This is a genomic window from Streptomyces sp. NPDC027663 (assembly GCF_055566415.1).
In genome coordinates this window covers 230,438-249,310 of the sequence record NZ_JBVHSK010000004.1, presented here as the reverse complement: position 1 = coordinate 249,310, position 18,873 = coordinate 230,438, and the positions used below count along the sequence as shown (strand labels likewise).

Here is an 18,873-nt window from a genome sequence, read left to right as displayed (position 1 = left end):
GACCGTGAAACGGAAGGCTCCGCCATGTCCACCACCCCCCGCACCGTCCTCATCACCGGTACCTCCTCCGGAATCGGCCTCGCCGCCGCCGTCGCCGCCGCCCGGGCCGGCTGGCGTACCGTCGCCACCCTCCGCGACACCTCGCGCGCCGACGCGCTGCGCAAGGCTGCCGTCGAAGCAGGCGTCGAACTCGACATCCGCCGGCTCGACGTGACCGACGAGGCGTCCGTCACCGCCGCCGTCGAAGGCGTGATCGCCGACTACGGCCGCCTGGACGCCGTCGTCAACAACGCGGGCGCCGGCCACCTGGGCACGCTCGAGAACGACGGGATGGACGACATCCGCAAGGTGATGGAGGTCAACTTCTTCGGCGTGCTCAACGTCTCCAAGGCCGCCATGGCACACCTGCGCGCCACCGGCGGCCGTCTGATCACCGTCACCAGCGTCGGTGGTGTCATCGGTCAGCCGTTCAACGAGGCCTACTGCGCCGCCAAGTTCGCCGTCGAGGGCTACATGGAGAGCCTGGCTCCGGTCGCACGCACCCTGGGCGTGAGCGTGTCCGTCGTGGAACCCGGCGCCGTGGCCACCGAGTTCGTGAACAACATCGGCTTCGACCTCGAGGCCGACATCGCCGCCGGCCCGTACTCCGGCGCCATGCGCCGCTACATCGACCGCACCGTCGAGCAGTTCCTGGAAGGCAGCGCCCAGACCCCGGACGCGGCGGCGGAGGCGGTCATGGAGGCTCTCGACGCCGACCGGCCCGCCTTCCGGATCCAGACCTCCGACTGGGCCCGTACCTTCGTGGGCACCAAGCTGGCCGACGCCGACGGCTCCGCGGTGCAGGGTCTCACCGGCGCCTGGGTCGCCTGACCGGGCCCTGCCCCGTCGCCCGGCCGGTCTCTGCGCCGAGGGAACCGGTACCGGGGGAGGCGGCGTCCATGGGTGCACAAGATCATCAATGGATGCAGAGAGGTTTCAGATGACCAGTTCAGCCACCCGCTACCTCTATCTCGTCCGGCACGGTGAGGCCATGCCGGACGAGAGCGGGCTGACGGAGGGCGGCCGTCGGCAAGCCGCCCTGCTGGGAGAACGCCTTCGGGGCATCCCCTTCGCGGCCGTGCACCATGGCCCGCTGCCCCGGGCGGAGCAGACCGCACGCCTGATCGGCGAACAGCTGAAGAACGTGCCCCTGCAGGTCTCCGAAGTCGCCGGTGACTACGTCCCCTACATGCCGGCCAGGGACGAACTGCCGCTGGAAGCGGCGGACTTCTTCCTCCGGTTCCTCTCCGGGGCCACGGAGGAGGAGCGGCGGGAGGGCCCGGTACTGGCCCGCCGGGCGCTGGAGCTGTTCACCGGGCCGGTGGACGGCGAAGAGGACCGGCACGAACTGGTCGTCACCCACAACTTCCTGGTCGCCTGGCTGGTCCGGGACGCCATGTACGCGCCGAAGTGGCGTTGGCTGGGCCTCAATCACGCCAACGCCGCACTCACGGTCATCCGGTACGCACCCGGCCGGCCGGCCTCCGTCCTCGTCTCCAACGACATGCGACACCTGCCCGCCGAGCTGCGCTGGACCGGTTTTCCCCCCGAGACGCATGTCTAGAAGGCGAGTCGAGTTCACACGCCCATAGCGATTGCTTGGGATGTCGCTCCCGGCGTCACGGTCCGCACCGGTGTCATCCAGCACCCCGGCACGGAACATGCCTGGACGGTCACCGTGCAGGCCCCGAGCAGCACCGGGTGGGCCGCGAACGATCCCGACGCACCCGTGACCTGGGTGCTCCGCACCCGCGAAGCGGACCGCGTCAGTCCTTCACCGCCCCACCGAGACCGGAGACCAGTCGTCGCTGTACGAGGACGAAGAACACGAGCACGGGAATGGTCATCACCGTGGACGCGGCCATGACCCCGCCCCAGTCCGGCTCGTCGGGTTTGTAGAAGACGAGGAGGGCCATGGGGAGTGTCGACTGCGAGGTGTCGCTGATGATGAACGACTTGGCGAACAGGAAGTCGTTCCAGGTGGAGATGAAGGAGAACACGCTCGTGGCCACCAGGCCCGGCAGCACGAGCGGGAAAAGGATCTGCCACAGGAATCGCGCGCGGCTCGCCCCGTCGAGGTGGGCGGCCTCCTCCAGAGACTCCGGAACGGCCTTCACGAACCCCCGCAGCATCCAGACCGCGAACGGCAGCGAGAAGGCGAGGTGCGGCAGGACCAGGGCACCCAGTGTGTTCAGCTGGCCGAAGTCCCGCATGAGGAAGAACAAGGGGATGGTGAGCGCCTCCACCGGCACCATCTGCGCCACCAGGAACATGATCAGCACGGTGGTCCGGAAACGGAACCGGAAACGCGTCACCGCGGTCGCGGCGAGAAAGGCGATCAGCGCGGAAGCGACCACGACACTCACCGCGACGACGAGACTGTTGAGGAAGTACCGGCCGAACTCCTGCTGCTGGAACACGCGCCGGAAGGAATCCAGGGACGGGGAGGACGTCCAGGGCCTCGGTTCGGTGGACTCGATCTCCCCGGCCGGCTTGAAGGCGCTGAGGAACATCCAGTACAGAGGGAAGGCGACGACCCCCGCGACCAGCAGCATGGCCGCCTCGGCCGCCAGTCGCCAGGGACGCCGCACGAGCCCACGCACGACACTCACCGTTCCTCCCCTTGGGGGCGCAACAGCCGTAGATACCCGAGCGTGACGGCGAGCAGGATCAGCAGCATCACGACGCCGATCGCCGAGCCGAGGCCGTACTGCGAGGACGCGAAGGCCTTCTGGTAGGCGTAGACGTTCAGGACCAGGTTCTGGCCGGCGATGCCGCCGCCGCCCGTCATGACGTAGATCTGGGTGAAGACCTTGAAGTCCCAGATCACCGACTGGACGGTGACGACGACCAGGATCGGCCTCAGCATCGGCGTCAGCACCGAGCGCCATATCCGCCACTGCGAGGCGCCGTCCAGGGCGGCGGCCTCCAGCACCTCGCTCGGCACGGCGCGAATGCCGGCGTAGACGGTGACCATGACGAACGGGAAGGAACACCATACCACTTCGAGCAGAACCAGGAAGAACGCGCTGTAACGGCCGTACGTCCAGGAGAAGTCGCCGATCCCGAGGAATCGGTCGACCGGGCCGAAGTCGGCGTCGAAGAGGAACAGCCAGACCGTCGAGCCGGTGACCGTCGGTGTCGCCCACGCCCCCAGCGCGGACAGCATCAACGCGAGCCGCGGCACCGCGCGGACGCGGGTCAGCAGCACGGCGAGCGCGCAGCCCACCGCCAGCGTGGAGACCACACAGGCGGCCGCGAAACCGACCGTGGCCACCAACACCTGCCAGAACTGCTCGTCGGCGAACAGTTCGGTGTAGTTGGCCAAACCCCGGAACCGGGTCGGTTCGCCGCCGCTGACCTGGGCCTGGGTGTACTCCAGGAACGAGATCAGCCCGAGCTGGTACACGGGGTAGACCAGCAGTCCACCGAGGACGACGAGGGCCGGCGCGAGGTAGAGCCAGGGAATCCAGCCCCCGGGCGGGCGTGCTCGGCGGCGAGGCCTCGGGGAGACCGGTGCGGCTTGCCGGGCCATGACCCGCCGACCCGGACCGGCCGCCGTCGTCCGTGCGGACTCGCTCACCTCCGCCTGCCCGCCGACGGCGACCGGCCCGCCCCGCTCCGGCGGCGGAGCCGCGTTCGTCGTCCTGGTCATCCCGCGGACCCGAACGCGTCGTTCATCTTCCGCGCGGCATCGCCGGCGGCGGCAGCCACGTCCTTCTTGCCGCTGGCGATCTCCTGGAACATGGTCGGCAGCACCAGCGAGGAGTCGATCTGCGCCCAGGCCGGCGAGGCGGGCACGAACTTCGTGCCCGCCGCGAGTGTCTCGACGAAGGGCTTCACGTACGGCTTCTTCGCCGCGGCCTGCTGCCGTACGTCCGCGAAGGTCGGCAGGAAGCCCATCGCGTCGAAGAGTTCGGCCTGTGTCTTCTTCGAGGCGAGCCGCTTCATCAGGTCGACGGCCAGGGTGCGGTGCGAGGTGCTCTTCAGGACGCCGATGTTGTTGCCGCCCGCGAAGGCCGGTGCGATGGAACCGGGCTTCACCCCCGGCAGCGGAACCACCGCGTACTTCCCCTTGACCTTCCCGGCCTCCACGGCGGCATGGCTGAAGTCGCCGCCGATCGCCATGGCCGCCTTGCCCGAGGCGAACGCGGTCACCGTGTCGTTGCCGCCCATGCCCGCGCACTTGGCGGCCGGACAGTTGTCGTCGCCGAAGAGCGATGTGTAGGCCTTGATGCCCTTCAGGGCGGCGGGGCTGTCGATGGCCGAGGCGTACGAGCCGCCCTTGCCCGTGGCCAGTTCACCGCCGTCGGCCCAGATGAACGGCATCGCGCCGTACGTGTAGGCGCCGCCGACGGCGAGGCCGTACAGGTCGGGCCTCGCGGCCCGGATCTTCTTCGCGGCCGAGATCAGCTCTGTCTGCGACTTCGGTACGCCGACGCCGAGTTGCTCGAAGACGTCGGTCCGGTAGTACAGCGCCCGTACGCCGACGAAGTACGGTGCGCCGTAGACCTTGCCGCCCACGGTGACCGACTGCCGGGCGGTCGGATCGGTGTCCCTGGCCTCGCTCCAGGCGTTGAAATCCGCGGTGACGTCGGCGAGTCCGCCGTCCCGCACATAGCCGGCGGTGTCGGTGTTCCCGTACTCGATGACGTCCGGCGCGGACTTCGGGTCGTTGAAGGCGGCCTTGATGCGCTCGGCGCGGGTTTCGACGGGGATGTACTCGACGGTCACCTCGGTGCCCCGGTGCGCCTTCTCGAAATCGCCGAGGACCTTGTCGACCACGCGCTGCTTGGGCTGGTTGCTGACCTCCTGGAAGAGCCAGACGCGCAGGGTGCCGGTCTTCTCGTCGCGCTCCGAGGGGGAGTTGACGGAGGTCCGGGGCGCGCAGGCGGTGGTCAGGGCGGCGGCGAGCGCGGTGAACCCAAGGAAACGGACGGACAGCTTCATGGAGTGCTCCTCCGTTGAGCGTTGCAATATGCGCAACGACTGTTTCGCACTGCACAACACCCCGGAGGCTAGAGACTGCATGAACACGCTCACAAGAGGTCTCAACCACTCTGTGACCGGCGGACGCACGCGGTGCAACGCCGAGCGGCACAAAGGCCCAGGACGGTCAGAAACCGCCGTGCGCCATGGAACGGCCCGGAGTACGCCGGCCGGCGGCGCTTACCTGGCGGGTAATCGCCCCCGGCGCACCGGCATGCCACGATCATCGGCGTACGAAGCCCGCTGCACGAAGCCCGCTGTACGAAACCCGATCGACCGGAGGGACACCATGACCGCCTACGCCATAGCGCACCTGCAGGAAGCCGCTCCGCACCTCGAGATCGCCGACTACATCGAGCGCATCACCGCCACCTTCGAGCCGTACGGTGGCCGCTTCCTCGTGCACGGCGCGCAGCACGAGGTCACAGAGGGCAGCTGGCCCGGGCACGTCGTGGTGATCTCGTTCCCCTCGATGGCCGACGCGCGGAACTGGTGGGACTCGCCCGCGTATCAGGAGATCGCCCCGCTGCGCTCGCGGCACATCGACGGCGACATCATCCTGGTCCCGGGCGTCCCGGAGGGCTACGACCCGGCCGACACCGCAAAGGCGATGCGCGAGGCCATGGCCGGCCGGTGACCCCGGGCCGAGTCGGGCCGTGGCGCCGTTGCCGGGCGTGAAGGTGCCGATGAAGCTGTCGGCCGGGGAGACCGTGGCGAAGGAGGCGTGCCGCCGACACCGTATGAAGCCCGCCCCCGGCACCGGATGAAGCCCGCCCCCGGCACCGGATGAAGGCCGCCCCCGGCCCCGAGTCGCCCGGGTGCCGACTGCGCCGCCGTGACCTCCGCGACCCACCCGCTCGGCTCTCGCGACGAGCCCGCCGTAGGATCACAACCGAGCGGGCCGTCCTTGCGCCGAGGCACGCCGGCCGAGGCCACGACGGCCGACCTGCGGAGGCATCGGCACCATGAACCAGCGACAGCCCGTCCCCGGCGACTCGCTGAACGCGGCGGCGGACGCGTTCGAGCAACTGCGTCCGCGGTTGTTCGGTATCGCCTACCGCATCCTGGGCAGCGTGACGGAGGCCGAGGACGTGGTGCAGGACGTGTGGGTGCGATGGCAGGGCGCCGACCGTACGGCGGTGCTGGACCCGGGGGCCTTTCTGGCGAAGATCACCACACGTCTGGCCATCAACGTGGTCCAGTCGGCACGCGTACGCCGCGAGGCATACGTGGGGCCGTGGCTGCCGGAGCCCGTCGACACGAGTCTGGACCCGCAGGTCGGCGCAGAGCGCGGCGAGGCGCTGGAACTGGCCGTGCTGATGGTCCTCCAGCGGCTGAGTCCCGTGGAGCGGGCGGCGTACGTGCTGCGAGAGGCGTTCGACTACGCCTACGACGAGATCGCGGGCATGCTGCAGCTGAGCCAGGCCAACACGCGGCAGGTCGTCAGCCGGGCCCGCAAACGGCTCTCCGCCGAGCGCCGTGCTCCGGTGGATGCGGTGCAGCACCGACGCCTGGTCGAAGCCTTCGTCGCGGCGGCGCGGCACGGTGACGTCGCTGCACTGGAGAACCTGCTGTCGGCCGACGTCGTCGCCTACGCGGACGGCAACGGCATGCGAGGCGTGGCCCGGCTGGAGGTCGCCGGGGCCGAGCGCGTGGCGAGGATCACCGCCTTCGCCCAGAAGTTCTTCCCCGGGGCCGAGTACGGCGTGGCGGAGGCCAACGGCCGTCCCGCTCTGCTGCTCGTCGAGGACGGTGCCGCGGTGGCCTTGGCGAGCGTCACCGTGGGACCGGACGGCATCGACGGCCTTTACTGGGTCCTGACGCCCGACAAGCTCAGAGCGTACGAGCGGTCGTCACACAGGCTCACCCGCGCGTCGTGAGACCGGGGCCGGGCGCAGCGACCGGGCCGGCCGCAGCGTCCGACCGGTGGGCCCCCGGGCGGAGGAGAAGAGCACCGCGGTCCCTGGCGTATCCGCAGCCTCCACGGCCGGATGTGGCTCGGACGGGCGCGGGCGGTGCAGGGACGCGGTGCTCTCCGGGCCGGGCCCGCCGGGGCGCCGATCAGTTCCGGTCGAGCCACTCCTCGTAGCGGGTGGCTGCGACGTGCACCGTGTCGTCGCCGGTCAGAACGTCGGGCATGCCCGCGAACAGGCCGGCGGAGTCGTCGGTGACGACGGTGCGGCCGTCCGGCTTCGCCGCCAGGGTTATCTCGCCCAGCCGGTCAAGCTGGTGGACCTCGGGGCCGGCGATGTTGCGCACGCCGTTCGACGGTTCGCTCTGAGCCGCCTCGGCGACGGCGGAGGCGACATCCGCGGAGGCGATCGGACGCAGCCGGACGGTGGGCATGCGCACCTCCCCGCCCTCGGTGGACATGTCCATCACCGGAGCGATGAACTCGAAGAACTGCGTCGCGCGCACGATGCTGTACGGAACGCCGCTGTTGCGCACGGCATTCTCCTGAGCGACCTTGGCCTGGTAGTAGCCGTAGTCGGGCACCTGATCGACGCCCACGATCGAGAGCGCGACGTGGTGCCCCACCCCCGCCTCCTTCTCTGCCTCGATCACGTGCTGGGCCGAACGAGTGAAGAAGTCCAGCGCCGCCTCGGTCTCGAAGGACGGGGAGTTCGACACGTCCACCACCACGTCCGCGCCCTTGAGAGCCTCAGCCAGGCCCTGTCCGGTGAGGGTGTCCACGCCCGTGGAGGGGGAGGCCGCCACAGCCTCGTGACCCCGGTCGCGCACCAGCGCGACCACCTGCGAACCGATGAGTCCCGTACCGCCGATGACCACGATCTTCATCCCTGTCTCCGTTTGCTGATTCGCTGCTGACGGATACCGGCGGATGCCCCGCCGGACCCGGTGCGTCATGCCGCACACCAACAAGACAGGGCAGCGGGCGGGTCTGTGACAGCCGAGTCCACACCCGCCCGGAGCTGCGACATCAACGCCGGCTGCGATCCACGCTCCCCTTGAGCGGGAGACCCTGCAACGCGACGCGGCCGGCGAGCGGGGCCCGCGGCCACTTCGCCGGCGGTGCCGCCGAGCCGCTGAACTCCGCCTCGCGGCAGACCTCGGCGTGATCGCCGGGACCCGCCTGCCGGCCGAATGGGCCGGGCGGGGTCGCCGATGTCCACGGCGGGGGTGTGCGTCAGTGACGGCTCATGTGTTCGGCCACAGGATGAAGAGGGGATGCACGCGCCGGCCGGGCCGGCCGCCGTGTTCCCTGAGGGCCGCCCGGATCTCGTGCAGATGGCCGGTGGTCATCTCCAGGGGAGGCTCGTCGGGCTGGTAGGTGGTGCGGACCGGGTAGTCCACCCCCGGCTCCCTGGTCATCTCGATGTGACAGCCGAGCACGTGGGTGACCGGCCGGCGCTCGGAGAAGTCGATCAGGCGGTCGATCGTCCGGGCGAAGGCCTCCCAGTCCTGGATGTAGAGCCGACCGGGATAGACCGTGTCGCCGGTGAGCAGGAAGCCGGCCCAGGGGTCGTGGAACGTGACCGCAGCCTCGTGGTGACCCGGGGTGGCCAGGCACTCCAGCACGCGGCCGCCCAGGTCGACGTGCGCCACGGCTTCGGGGTCCGCGTCGAAGCCGAAGTACTTCCAGGCGGTGGCGAGATCGGCATCGACCACCGTGGTGTCGGCGCGATCGGCGAACTGGCCGTCCGCCGCGATGTGGTCGCCGTGCGCGTGGGTGTGGAGCACCAGCAGGTGGTACGTCTCCCGGGGATGGCGGGCGAGCCAGCCGGCGACGAGCTCGTCGACCACTTGGCGCAAGGGAAAGAACTCGGCGGATGCGGTGGCGCCGGTGTCGATCAGCACCGCCCGGGCGTTCCCGAACATCAGGAACAGGAACGGCGCCTCGTAGTCGATCGCCTTGTTCTGTCGCAGGATGAACGTGTGCTCGTCGTACCGATGGACCTGGATGTCCGGATCGGTGTTGTGCTTGGCCGACGGTGAGCCGTGAATCCACCGGACGTCCAGCGCCCGGGGCGGGGGAGTCGGTCCGGTGAAGTCGATCAGGTGCGTGCCCGCGTCCATGACGTCTCCTAGGTGTGCGTCGTCTTGGCGGGCCGGGTACGGCGCACGTCTCGTCCGGGGCAGACACCTGTGAGCTGCCACGGCGAAGCTACCATGACCCCTGAGCAGGCCTGTGGGCCCTGTGAACAGGGCCCAGCGAGGCTCGGAAACCGGGTGCTCAGTCGTCGTCGGACTCCGCCGAGGCGCTTTCCGACACCTGGATGCTCTCCAGGACCTGGGCGAAGTCGGCCTGCATGGCATCCACCTGGTCCTCCGTGCCGAAGACGACGAACTCCAGCACGTGGTCCCCGACGACGATGTAGGTGGCGTGGCCGTAGGTGCCGTCATCGGCGCTCAGGTCCGCGTCGAGCCGGGGGCTGCCGTCGTCCGTGGTGCCCTCCTGGACGTTCGCGCTGCTGATCGACTCGTCGGGGGACTCCGAGGCCTGGTTGTAGTCGTCCACGTTCTCCGCGAGGAGGTCCTGCAGATCGAGGTCGTCCTCGTCGAGGACCATGAAGCCGATGCTTCCGTACTCGGTCTCCACCGCGTATCCGCGGCCGTCGTGTCCGTCCGCCGCCTCGGACTCCGCCTGCCCGGGCAGTTCGACCGAGATGCCGCTCTCCTTGTCGGTGGTCAGCGTCCACTGCGCCGTGGAGTCGGCGCTGTCGGCCTCGGCGCTGTCGGCCGTGGCGGTGTCGGCCTCGGCGGTGTCCGCGTCGGCGCTGTCCGCAGCGGTGCCGTCGGCCTGGGCCACGGTGGCGGCGGCGACGGGCGGGGCCGGCGGCGCGGCGAAGGCGGTGGCGGGAAGCAGTACGCCTCCGGTGATCACCGTGGTGGAGGCGGCGAGAAGGGCGAGGCGCTGGTAGGCGGGACGAAGAGCCATGGGTATGCACATCCTGGTGAGTGGGGGGTGGGCGGGTGCCTTGCATCCATTGGGGCCCAACCCCCCGCCTCCGGTCATGCCAGGAAAATTCGTGGCTTGACCGGTCCCGCTCCCTGCGGCACACTGCGCCGGTCTCCGCGGATGCCCTGTCCGCCCGGGACCCCGGGACCCCGGGAAACAGGGCATCCTCTCACCGGATCAGCGGCCGAGCAGTCGCTTCACCTTCTTGCCCTTGGCGGACTCGCCCAGGGTGTCCCACAGCTTGGCCGAGCCGGTGTACGTGTACACGCCCGGAGCTCCCTGTGCCGCGCAGCCGTCGCCGTACGACACGATGCCGATCTGGTAGACGCCGCGGCGGCCCGGCAGCTTGCGGAACATCGGCCCGCCGCTGTCCCCCTGGCAGGAGTCCTTGCCCTCGACACCCGCGCAGACGTTGACCTTCTTGTCGTAGCCCGGGTACGACGCCTTGCACTCGATGTGCGACACGATCGGCACGTCGACCGCGCGCAGCCGGTCCGGATAGTCCGGGATCTCCGTGTCGGTGTTGCCCCATCCGATGACCGTGGCCTTGGCACCCGGGCGGATGAGCGCGTCCGTGCCGGCGGTCGGCAGGTTCACCGGCGCGGTACCGGTGACCGGCTTGTCCAGCAGCAGGAACGCGACGTCGTACGCCTCCTGTCCCCGCGCGTAGCGGGGGTGGACGACGACGTCGATGACGTTGCGCAGCTGTCCCTGGTTCTTCTTGGACAGCACCGTGCGGCCGACGACCGTCTCGAGTTCCTTCGGCTGCACGTCGACGACACAGTGTGCCGCCGTCATGACGACGTTCGCGTCCAGCAGGCTGCCGCCGCAGAACTGCCGGTCGTGCGGGTTGCCCCGGCCCTTGGCCAGCAGCGCCGCCATGAACGGATACGACCCGACGGGCTTCTCCGAGCCGCCGATGATGGGACTGTCCGGGCGGGCGGGGTGCGCCGGCGTCGCCGCGTCGGCCGCCCCGGTGGACGTACCGACGAGCCCGAGCACCGCGCCGGCAGCTATCGCCATGGAGGCGATCCGCCGGGGCGTGGTTCTGTGGGCGGTGGAATGACGCATGGGGGGTGTCTCCAATCTCCGATGGACCACCACGACGGACACGCCCGAGGCGCTCAACCGGGCCGAGCGACTCGGGACTTGCCCAGCGTTGGGTGGCATGCCGCCCTGTCAGATGGGATCTTGCCGGGAGGGGTTCCCGAAAGTGCTCGACGGCGTACGGAGGGTGTCCGGTTCGGCAGTGCTCGACGTACGGAGGGTGTCCGGTTCGGTAGTGCTCGACGGCGTACGGAGGGTGTCCGGCTCGGCCAGTCCCCCCAACCGCCTGCCTCGGCACTCGCCGCCGGGCCCGCGGACGACTCCGAACTCCGGGGGAGCGCAGGGGGTTTCACGCCGATTCACCGCCGGGGCCGCGCCGCTGCGCATACTGACCGCCATGGCCACCTACGACTCACTCGGCGCCACCTACGCCCGGACACGCCGGCCCGACCCACGCATCGCCGCACAGATCCACGCCGCACTCGGGAACGCCACCGACGTGATCAACATCGGTGCCGGCACCGGCTCCTACGAACCGCCGCGGACGGCTCTCGCGGTCGAACCCAGCCAGGTCATGATCGCTCAGCGCCCGCCGGGATCCGCGCCCGCCGTGCAGGCCGTCGCGGAGCACCTCCCCCTGCGGGACGACGCAGCCGACGCCGTGATGGCCCTGCTCACCGTCCACCACTGGACCGACCTGGCAGCCGGAATCGCCGAACTGCGCCGGGTCGCCCGCCGCCGCATCGTCATCCTGACGTGGGACCAGCACATCTTCCGTGAGCGGTTCTGGCTCGTCCGGGACTATCTCCCGGAGGCAGCAGCATTCGACGACACCCGCGCCACCCCGACGGAGCGGCTGGCCGACCTGCTCGGCGGTGCGCGGTCGCAACCCGTCCGGATCCCCCATGACTGCGTGGACGGGTTCGCCGCCGCGTACTGGCGCCGCCCCAGCGCCTACCTCGACCCTCAGGTGCGCGCGGGAATCTCCCTGCTCGCCCAGCCCGGCGAAGCCACGCTCGCCCCTGGACTTGCCCGGCTCGCGGACGACCTGGCGACGGGCCGCTGGCGCGCACGGCACGCCGAGCTGCTGACGCTCGACACTGTCGACGTCGGGTACCGGCTGCTCGTGGCCGGCCGCTGACCTGCGTGCCAGCCGACGGGAACGGCTGCCCCGGCATAAGGTCCACAGCAAGACAAACTCTCGTGACCACGGTTCGTGCGGCCCATGATTTTCCCGTGGACGACACTTCCTCCGCGGCCGAGTCCGACGTCGCCGGAACCCCGCCGGCCGGCCGGGGTGGTCGGTCACAGCCGATCTCGACGGCCCTGCTGCCCCACGTACCCGCCGCCGCCCGGAGACCGCCATGCCCGTACCCCTCGGCGAGGAGGTGCTGGCGCTGCTGCGCCGCCCCAGCACCTGCTACATCGCCCGGTGATCTTCATGATCCGACCGGAACGGATCAGCAGGCCTGGCGGCTGACAAGGGCGGAGACGGAGACCCGCGGTGCCGGTGGTGCCGCGGGAGCCGAGAGAAGTGGACCGCGCCGAGACGGGGCGCGGCGCTCCCGCCCGCCCGCGCCGGGGGCCGGCTGCCGCAAGAATGCATGAATCATGATTGCGGGTATATAGCCTGAAGTGCTGGCAAATGGGCACATGATGGCAACGCCGGCCCTGGGAGGCATGATGAGCCAGCAGCCAGTCCTTCTCCCTTACTCCGACCCCGCCTTCGTGGCGGACCCCTTCCCGCTGTACCGACGGCTGCGCGAGGACGGCCCGGTCCGGCGCGCGATCATCGCCGGCGGCATGGAAGCCTGGCTGGTGACACGCTACGAGGACGGGCTCGCCGCCCTGTCCGACCCGAGGCTGAGCAGCGATGTCCGGGACGCCTCGGACCCCCGCCTCATCGCACAGCTGCCCGCGTTCGAGCGGGAATCGATGATGAGCAACATGCTCCGGTCCGACCCGCCGGACCACACCCGGCTGCGCCGCCTGGTCTCGAAGGCGTTCACCGCACGCCGGGTAGGTGACCTACGGCCACGCGTCCAGGCGATCACCGACCGCCTGCTCGACGCCGTGGTGCCGACGGGACGGGCCGAACTCGTGGCGGACCTGGCGCTGCCGTTGCCGGTGACCGTCATCGGTGAGCTGCTCGGCGTGCCGGTGGACGACCGGCACGACTTCCAGCGATGGACCGATGCCATGCTGGTGCGAGGCGAGGAGATGCCCGACCCGGTCGTCGTCGACGAGGCGTGGCAGCACATGCGCGCGTACGTGACGAAGCACCTCGAAGCCAAGCGCGCCCGGCCGGGAGACGATCTGCTCAGCGCGCTGATCAGCGCCCACGACCAGGAGCAGCGGCTGAACCACGACGAGCTGATCGCCATGGCCTTCCTGCTGCTGGTGGCCGGGTACATCACGACGGTCAACCTGATCGGCGGCGGTCTCGCGGCGCTGCTGGCCCACCCCGACCAGGCGGCCCTGCTGCGGGAGCAACCCGACCTGCTGCCCGAAGCGATCGAGGAATTCCTCCGCTACGACGGCCCGGTCAGCCCGGGCATCGCCCGGTTCGCCCGGGAGGACGTCGAGATCGCGGGTGTGCGCATCCCACGCGGCGCGACGGTGGTCGTCGCCTCGGCGATCGCCGACCGGGATCCGGCACGGTTCCCCGACCCCGACAGTCTGGACATCACCCGGCGCGACAACGGCCATCTGGCCTTCGGCCACGGCATCCACTACTGCCTGGGCGCGCCCCTCGCCCGGCTGGAGGGCCGGATCGCCATCGGAACGGTCCTGCGCCGCCTCCCGGACCTGACCCTCGCCGTGCCGCCGGCCGAACTGGGCTGGCGGCCCGGCGGTCTCCGCGGCCCGTCGCAGCTTCCGGTGACGTTCACCCCGGGCGGCGGGTCGGGCTGAGCGGAGCCGGCGTGCCCGAGTCGTGCCGCCCCGTACCGAGTCCTGCCCTGCTCGCTGCTCCGTGTGCCGGCGGAGCGACCAGGTGCCGCCCCGCCCCTTACCGAGTCTTGCCCTGCTCGCTCCTCCGTATGCCGACGGACCGACCACAGCGCCTCCTGCCCGCGTGGGGGCGCCGCCCGCTGCCGCGGACAGCGCCCCCACCAGTTGCCTCGCGCGGACCGCGGTCCGCGGACCGTGCCGCTCGTGCGATCAGCGGCTGCCGGTCCAGTTGTGAGCCACGTCGACCACGAGACGGCCGGGCAGCTGCACCACCCGGAACGGCAGACGGGCGCGAACGCCGAGGCCGACCTGCGTCTCCCCTTCGAAACTGCCGGCGAACTTGGTGTCCCGGAAGGTGCGGTACCCGCTGACGTTCACGCCCGGCAGGGTCCGGCCCACCTGCCCGGGGTACGTGGGCGTGCCGCTCTCCGGGTCGTAACTCGGCGCGCCGACGTGGACGTCGAGCACGGCTCCGCCGCTGACCGGTATGTAGCGACCGGAAGCGCTCGCGGTGAGCCGGTCGACGTACCTGACGTAGTACTCGACGGAACCGCCACCGGGCACGTCGAAGACCATCCGGTCGAAGCAGTCGTGCCGACCGGTCCTGATGTTCTCCAGCGGTACGGCCCCGGTGGCGGCACCGCCCTTGTCCCCACTGCCCCAGCCGGTCGGACAGGCCGTCACGCGGGGACTGCCGGCCGTGGCCGCGTCCGCGGCGCTTGCCGTCACTCCCAGCCCGGCTGCCGCCATGACGAGCGCCGCCGTCACCGCCCCTGTTCGTCGCATGATGTCCCCCTTGGTCGAGTGTCATGCTCCTATGGGGTGAGACACGTAGGTTGCCCTGATGGTTGCACGCCCGGGACCGCCGGTGCGCCGCCCGCCTCCGGCACCGGAAGCTCCCGCGATGACCGTTCGTGCTCACGCAGGGCAAGCGATCGGTAACGATCTCGGCTCAGCCCTTGTGCGCCATGCGATCCGTTCTAGCCTCCGGCCATGGGATTTCTTTCTAGCCGCCGCAAACGGGCCCGCGTCGCCCCTGAACTCGACGACCAGGAGCTGGGCAGGCTGCTGAAGTCCCTGCGGGCGACCGCCCGGACCGGCACGATCGCCACCACCGACCTGTGCGCGGCACAGATGTCCCGGCTCCTGGACCAGGACCCTGGCGACTGGGACCGCCGAACCCACCGCATCAGTGTCCTGGCGGACTTCCTCGCCTCGTCACACCTGCCGCGCTCCTGGGCCGCGCGCGAGCCCCGCAACTCGGACGCACTGGTGCTCCACGCCTGGTCCCAGGTCACGCAGGCCCGCGCCGAGGACCACCGCGGCGACATGTCCGAGGCCGTGGAGGGCTGTCTGCGCGCCGCCGAACTCGCGCCGGACGACCCCACCCCGTGGGTGGCCCTGCTCAGGGTGGCTCGCTGGGAACGGTGGAAGCAGCCCCAGGTGTTCGGCGTGTGGAACGAGGTGCTCACGCGTGACCGCTGGAACCGCGAGGCGTACCTGACCATGCTGGCCTACCTCGCTCCGGAGGAAGCAGGCTCCCGGCTCCAGGTTCTGGACTTCGTGGACGCGCTCGGTGCCCGCATGCCCGCCAACGCGCCCTGCGTGGGGACGGAACTCACCGCGCAGATCTTCCAGTACCAGGCCATTCTGGACCGGGGCGGATACGAGGCACTGGTGGCCCGGAACCACTGGTCCCAGGGGATGGCCGCGCAGGCGCTGGAGCGTGTGGCGCACACCTGGGGGCAGCCGGGCTTCCTCCGCCATGCCAAGGCCCTCGCCGACCTGAACCTCCTGGCCTACGCGCTGATGGCCGGCGACCGGCGCGCCGAGGCACGTGCGGTGTTCGAGGCGGTCGGGACGATCGTCACCGCCTGGCCGTGGGAGGCCGGCGGCGACCCGCTCACCGAGTTCGAGCAGGCGCAGCGCAGAGCGTCCGTCGGCATGTGAGCGGACGGTTCGACGAGCCGGGACGACCGCCCGAAGCCCCGGCCGCTCGCGGACGAGCAGTCCGTCGCCTCCCACCCGGCTTCCCGGCCGCCGCGGCTCCGGCCGGATCGGGGGTACGCCCGGGGGCGGGTTGCACCACCCGACCGGCGGGCGTTACCTGGAAGTACCGGCGGTGAAGCGAGCGCACAGGCCACGGCACAGTCCGAAGGCCTCGCCTTCGTGTGTGGCCCCGGGCACGGCCGGCCCTCGCTGCCGTCTTCGAGCGTTCGACGCGGAGGTGACAGAAGTGAAGGCCGTCGTCTACGAGAAGCCCTTCAGCGTCACGGTGAGGGACGTGGAGGATCCGCAGATCCAGCACCCCAACGACGTACTCGTCCGGGTCACGTCGTCCGCGATCTGCGGCTCCGACCTGCACATGTACGAGGGCCGCACGGCGGCCGAGCCGGGCATCGTCTTCGGGCACGAGAACCTGGGGGTCGTGGAGGAGGTCGGCAGTGGTGTGACCTCCCTGGCCGAGGGTGACCGGGTCGTGATGCCCTTCAACGTCGCCTGCGGATTCTGCAAGAACTGCCTCGCCGGCGAGACGGGATTCTGCCTGACGGTCAATCCCGGGTTCGCCGGCGGAGCCTACGGCTACGTCGCCATGGGTCCGTACAAGGGTGGCCAGGCGGAGCGGCTCCGGGTGCCCTTCGCCGACTTCAACTGCCTGAAACTGCCGCCGGGCGAGGAGTTCGAGACCGACTTCGTGTTGCTCGCGGACATCTTCCCGACCGGATACCACGGCTGCGAACTCGCCCAGGTCTCGCCCGGCGAGACCGTGGCCGTCTACGGCGCCGGACCGGTGGGCCTGATGGCGGCCTACTCGGCGCTTCTGCGCGGCGCGGCGAAGGTGTTCTCGGTCGACCGGGTGCCCGAGCGGCTCGCCAAGGCGGAGGAGATCGGGGCCATCCCCATCGACTTCACCAAGGGAGACCCGGCCGAGCAGATCAAGACACAGATGAAGGGGGAGGGAACCGACAAGGGAGTGGACGCAGTCGGCTACCAGGCCCAGGCGCACGACGCCAGCCACGAGGAACCCGCCATCGTCCTCAACGAACTGGTCGAGACGGTGCGTGCGACCGGCAGGCTCGGCGTGCCGGGCCTGTACGTGCCCTCCGACCCGGGCGGGCCCGACGAGCACGCCAAGCACGGCCAGCTCCTGGTCTCGATCGGCAGGATGTTCGAGAAGGGCCAGAAGGTGGGCACCGGCCAGTGCAACGTCAAGCGGTACAACCGCCAGCTGCGCGATCTGATCATCGCCGGGCGCGCCAAGCCCAGCTTCGTGGTCTCCCATGAGCTGCCGCTGGACCAGGCTCCGCAGGCGTACGAGAAGTTCGACAAGCGCATCGAGGGCTACACCAAGGTCGTTCTGCACCCCGGCCACGCTCTCGCCGCGTGAGGCACCCCAGGTCCGGGCACTCCGCGTGCCCGGACCTGCTGTGCCCGTTCGCCGCTCCCCACCGGATGGCCGCGAGCCGGCCCTGAAGCTGCAGGAGTGGCGACTCCGCCGGCCAGTTCGCGGCGCTGTTCCCCTACGGCGTCTACGGCGTCTACGTCAGCTGCGTTCGGCTGCGTTCGGCTGCGTTCGTCTACGTAGTCCAGGCGCCGCGATCGCCCCTGGTCGGAGTGACACCGCCTGCTCCCGTCGGTGCCCGGCACGTGGGCGTGACCGGGAGGGCGCCGGTGGGGGAGCGGGGGAGAACCGTGCGATCTCCGTCCACCCCCCACGGCGCTGTCAGGGATCAGTGACCGTTGGACGACCAGTGGTTGGGGTCCGCGTCCGGGGGTGACGAGAAGTGGATCACCCCGTAACTGCGGCCCACCGAGATGAGCTTGGTGTTGAGCCCGGTGTGCGGGGTGGTCGAGATCGTCACGCGGTGACCGCCGTGGTCGGTGACGGTGACGCTGCGCGCCGACCAGGTGGTCGTCATGTCGATGGCGAGTCCTTGGGTGTGCAGGCTGGTCAGAGCCGGTGCCACCTTCAGGTTCGGGTCGATGCCGAGGGCCTTGACGAGGCGCTGCGCGGCGGCCACGGAAGCGGCGGAGTCGAAGGTGCCGTCCGCCTTGGTGTGCTGCCAGCAGATGTTCACCGGGTCCTGCCTGTTCGCGGGCTTGAACGGCGGCACCTTGTCGGCGGGCGTCTTCTTCTTCGCGACCAGCCAGGCGTAGTGCATCATGTACGCCCGCTGCGGCGGCCGGAGCGTGGCGCGCGGCACCACCGTGATCCCACCGCTCCTCATGGCCCGGACGAACGAGGTGACCTCGCCCCGGAAGCCGTCCGCCAGGTCCTCCAGCCGGGTGCTGGTCGGGAAGCGGGCGGCCCAGGCCGACCCGCTCAGCGCGCTGGACGTACAAGTGCGGGCGAAGCTGAGCTTGTCCGAACTGGGCACGCAGTTGCTGCCCGACCGCACGGTGACCGACCAGGTGAGGGCATAGGTCTTCGGCGCGACGAAGGGTTTCGGCTTGGTGTACGTGTGCTTCACCGGCGTCAGGAGGGTCCCGTCGGGGCCCCCGCTGAAGTCGACGGTGCCGCCGGTGCCGTCGCCCCAGATGGTGTTCAGAGTGAAGGTGCACGCACTGGTGTCGCCGCGGCTGACGAGCTGGAACGACACGGTCGGGTCCGAACTGGCGCAGTTCGGGTAGGACTTCTTGAAGCAGGACGTGTCGGCCGCGGTGAGGTGCAGGCCACGGGTGGCCAGGGTGACGGTCCCAGGCTCGGCGCCCGGACGTACATCGGCGGACGCGGTCCCTGCGGTGACGGTGACGACGGCCACCGCAAGCGCGGCGGCCCACCGGCGCCACGGGACGCGCTGCCGTCTCCGTTGGCCGCGACGCGGGGTCGAACGCATGATCAAAGGAATCCCCCAAGGTTTCGTGGACGTGGATGCGTCCCGGACAGCTCCGGCATATCCCCAATGGCACTGAAAACCGGTCAA

General features: G+C 70.4%; 17 protein-coding genes and 1 riboswitch. Of the genes, 8 read left to right on the top strand and 9 right to left on the bottom strand.

Annotated features, from left to right (window positions below; all coding sequences use genetic code 11):
* Window positions 1-24 precede the first annotated feature (24 nt).
* Together ACZ4SF_RS14310 and ACZ4SF_RS14305 are read left to right on the top strand one after the other, a co-directional pair.
* On the top strand, window positions 25-870 hold the full coding sequence (locus ACZ4SF_RS14310) for an SDR family oxidoreductase (protein ID WP_468383092.1): 846 nt from the start codon (window positions 25-27) through the stop codon (window positions 868-870).
* A 109-nt stretch (window positions 871-979) separates the two neighbouring features.
* The gene (locus ACZ4SF_RS14305; protein ID WP_468383089.1) at window positions 980-1,603 is read left to right on the top strand and encodes a histidine phosphatase family protein; all 624 of its coding nucleotides are present in this window, start codon (window positions 980-982) and stop codon (window positions 1,601-1,603) included.
* 202 nt (window positions 1,604-1,805) lie between these two features.
* Here ACZ4SF_RS14305 and ACZ4SF_RS14300 read toward each other — a convergent pair whose 3' ends face one another.
* The 3 genes from ACZ4SF_RS14300 to ACZ4SF_RS14290 all read right to left on the bottom strand — a co-directional run bounded on the left by ACZ4SF_RS14300 (window position 1,806) and on the right by ACZ4SF_RS14290 (window position 4,989).
* Entirely contained in the window at window positions 1,806-2,651 is an 846-nt protein-coding gene (locus ACZ4SF_RS14300) for a carbohydrate ABC transporter permease (RefSeq protein ID WP_468383086.1), read from the bottom strand.
* On the bottom strand, window positions 2,648-3,574 hold the full coding sequence (locus ACZ4SF_RS14295; RefSeq protein ID WP_468383691.1) for a carbohydrate ABC transporter permease: 927 nt from the start codon (window positions 3,572-3,574) through the stop codon (window positions 2,648-2,650). Before ACZ4SF_RS14295 ends, ACZ4SF_RS14300 begins: the two co-directional genes overlap by 4 nt.
* Window positions 3,575-3,690: 116 nt before the next feature.
* Entirely contained in the window at window positions 3,691-4,989 is a 1,299-nt protein-coding gene (locus tag ACZ4SF_RS14290; protein ID WP_468383083.1) for an extracellular solute-binding protein, read from the bottom strand.
* A 328-nt stretch (window positions 4,990-5,317) separates the two neighbouring features.
* On the opposite strand from ACZ4SF_RS14290, the gene ACZ4SF_RS14285 reads away from it, so the two are divergent.
* The gene (locus ACZ4SF_RS14285; RefSeq protein WP_468383080.1) at window positions 5,318-5,665 is read left to right on the top strand and encodes a DUF1330 domain-containing protein; all 348 of its coding nucleotides are present in this window, start codon (window positions 5,318-5,320) and stop codon (window positions 5,663-5,665) included.
* Window positions 5,666-5,993: 328 nt separating this feature from the next.
* Complete coding sequence (locus ACZ4SF_RS14280) at window positions 5,994-6,908, top strand: RNA polymerase sigma-70 factor (protein WP_468383078.1); 915 nt, start codon at window positions 5,994-5,996, stop codon at window positions 6,906-6,908.
* A gap of 181 nt (window positions 6,909-7,089) precedes the next feature.
* Here the strand turns inward: ACZ4SF_RS14280 and ACZ4SF_RS14275 are convergent, their stop codons facing one another.
* From ACZ4SF_RS14275 to ACZ4SF_RS14260, 4 genes are all read right to left on the bottom strand, one after another.
* A complete protein-coding gene (locus ACZ4SF_RS14275; RefSeq protein WP_468383075.1) occupies window positions 7,090-7,827 on the bottom strand; it encodes an SDR family oxidoreductase in 738 nt (245 codons plus the stop codon).
* A 360-nt stretch (window positions 7,828-8,187) separates the two neighbouring features.
* The gene (locus ACZ4SF_RS14270; protein ID WP_468383072.1) at window positions 8,188-9,066 is read right to left on the bottom strand and encodes an MBL fold metallo-hydrolase; all 879 of its coding nucleotides are present in this window, start codon (window positions 9,064-9,066) and stop codon (window positions 8,188-8,190) included.
* 13 nt (window positions 9,067-9,079) lie between these two features.
* Window positions 9,080-9,150, bottom strand: a riboswitch (guanidine-III (ykkC-III) riboswitch).
* A 73-nt stretch (window positions 9,151-9,223) separates the two neighbouring features.
* Window positions 9,224-9,928: a hypothetical protein gene (locus ACZ4SF_RS14265; RefSeq protein ID WP_468383069.1), complete on the bottom strand. Its 705-nt coding sequence runs from the start codon at window positions 9,926-9,928 to the stop codon at window positions 9,224-9,226.
* 198 nt (window positions 9,929-10,126) lie between these two features.
* Window positions 10,127-10,972 (bottom strand): S1 family peptidase, encoded by an 846-nt coding sequence (locus ACZ4SF_RS14260; RefSeq protein ID WP_468383066.1) that lies wholly within the window; start codon window positions 10,970-10,972, stop codon window positions 10,127-10,129.
* Window positions 10,973-11,393: 421 nt separating this feature from the next.
* Between ACZ4SF_RS14260 and ACZ4SF_RS14255 the strand changes: the two genes are divergently transcribed.
* Together ACZ4SF_RS14255 and ACZ4SF_RS14250 are read left to right on the top strand one after the other, a co-directional pair.
* The gene (locus ACZ4SF_RS14255) at window positions 11,394-12,137 is read left to right on the top strand and encodes a methyltransferase domain-containing protein (protein ID WP_468383063.1); all 744 of its coding nucleotides are present in this window, start codon (window positions 11,394-11,396) and stop codon (window positions 12,135-12,137) included.
* 542 nt (window positions 12,138-12,679) lie between these two features.
* Window positions 12,680-13,909, top strand: coding sequence for a cytochrome P450 family protein (locus ACZ4SF_RS14250; RefSeq protein ID WP_468383060.1), 1,230 nt, complete (start codon window positions 12,680-12,682; stop codon window positions 13,907-13,909).
* 249 nt (window positions 13,910-14,158) lie between these two features.
* Here the strand turns inward: ACZ4SF_RS14250 and ACZ4SF_RS14245 are convergent, their stop codons facing one another.
* Window positions 14,159-14,734, bottom strand: a complete 576-nt coding sequence (locus ACZ4SF_RS14245) for an AMIN-like domain-containing (lipo)protein (protein ID WP_468383058.1) — start codon at window positions 14,732-14,734, stop codon at window positions 14,159-14,161.
* Window positions 14,735-14,941: 207 nt separating this feature from the next.
* Here ACZ4SF_RS14245 and ACZ4SF_RS14240 point away from each other — a divergent pair, with 207 nt between their 5' ends.
* Both ACZ4SF_RS14240 and ACZ4SF_RS14235 read left to right on the top strand, forming a co-directional pair.
* Entirely contained in the window at window positions 14,942-15,898 is a 957-nt protein-coding gene (locus ACZ4SF_RS14240) for a hypothetical protein (protein ID WP_468383055.1), read from the top strand.
* A 286-nt stretch (window positions 15,899-16,184) separates the two neighbouring features.
* Window positions 16,185-17,336 carry a glutathione-independent formaldehyde dehydrogenase gene (locus ACZ4SF_RS14235; protein ID WP_468383689.1) on the top strand — a complete coding sequence of 384 codons (1,152 nt, stop codon included), beginning with the start codon at window positions 16,185-16,187 and terminating at the stop codon, window positions 17,334-17,336.
* Window positions 17,337-17,679: 343 nt separating this feature from the next.
* Here the strand turns inward: ACZ4SF_RS14235 and ACZ4SF_RS14230 are convergent, their stop codons facing one another.
* Window positions 17,680-18,786, bottom strand: a complete 1,107-nt coding sequence (locus ACZ4SF_RS14230) for a hypothetical protein (RefSeq protein ID WP_468383052.1) — start codon at window positions 18,784-18,786, stop codon at window positions 17,680-17,682.
* Between the last annotated feature and the right edge of the window lie 87 nt (window positions 18,787-18,873).

Coding starts and splice junctions, on each gene's coding strand:
- ACZ4SF_RS14310 (WP_468383092.1), top strand. CDS start 25: ATGTCCACCACCCCCCGCACCGTCCTCATCACCGGTACCTCCTCCGGA.
- ACZ4SF_RS14305 (WP_468383089.1), top strand. CDS start 980: ATGACCAGTTCAGCCACCCGCTACCTCTATCTCGTCCGGCACGGTGAG.
- ACZ4SF_RS14295 (WP_468383691.1), bottom strand. CDS start 3,574: ATGGCCCGGCAAGCCGCACCGGTCTCCCCGAGGCCTCGCCGCCGAGCA.
- ACZ4SF_RS14290 (WP_468383083.1), bottom strand. CDS start 4,989: ATGAAGCTGTCCGTCCGTTTCCTTGGGTTCACCGCGCTCGCCGCCGCC.
- ACZ4SF_RS14285 (WP_468383080.1), top strand. CDS start 5,318: ATGACCGCCTACGCCATAGCGCACCTGCAGGAAGCCGCTCCGCACCTC.
- ACZ4SF_RS14280 (WP_468383078.1), top strand. CDS start 5,994: ATGAACCAGCGACAGCCCGTCCCCGGCGACTCGCTGAACGCGGCGGCG.
- ACZ4SF_RS14275 (WP_468383075.1), bottom strand. CDS start 7,827: ATGAAGATCGTGGTCATCGGCGGTACGGGACTCATCGGTTCGCAGGTG.
- ACZ4SF_RS14270 (WP_468383072.1), bottom strand. CDS start 9,066: ATGGACGCGGGCACGCACCTGATCGACTTCACCGGACCGACTCCCCCG.
- ACZ4SF_RS14265 (WP_468383069.1), bottom strand. CDS start 9,928: ATGGCTCTTCGTCCCGCCTACCAGCGCCTCGCCCTTCTCGCCGCCTCC.
- ACZ4SF_RS14260 (WP_468383066.1), bottom strand. CDS start 10,972: ATGGCGATAGCTGCCGGCGCGGTGCTCGGGCTCGTCGGTACGTCCACC.
- ACZ4SF_RS14255 (WP_468383063.1), top strand. CDS start 11,394: ATGGCCACCTACGACTCACTCGGCGCCACCTACGCCCGGACACGCCGG.
- ACZ4SF_RS14250 (WP_468383060.1), top strand. CDS start 12,680: ATGAGCCAGCAGCCAGTCCTTCTCCCTTACTCCGACCCCGCCTTCGTG.
- ACZ4SF_RS14245 (WP_468383058.1), bottom strand. CDS start 14,734: ATGCGACGAACAGGGGCGGTGACGGCGGCGCTCGTCATGGCGGCAGCC.
- ACZ4SF_RS14240 (WP_468383055.1), top strand. CDS start 14,942: ATGGGATTTCTTTCTAGCCGCCGCAAACGGGCCCGCGTCGCCCCTGAA.
- ACZ4SF_RS14230 (WP_468383052.1), bottom strand. CDS start 18,786: ATGCGTTCGACCCCGCGTCGCGGCCAACGGAGACGGCAGCGCGTCCCG.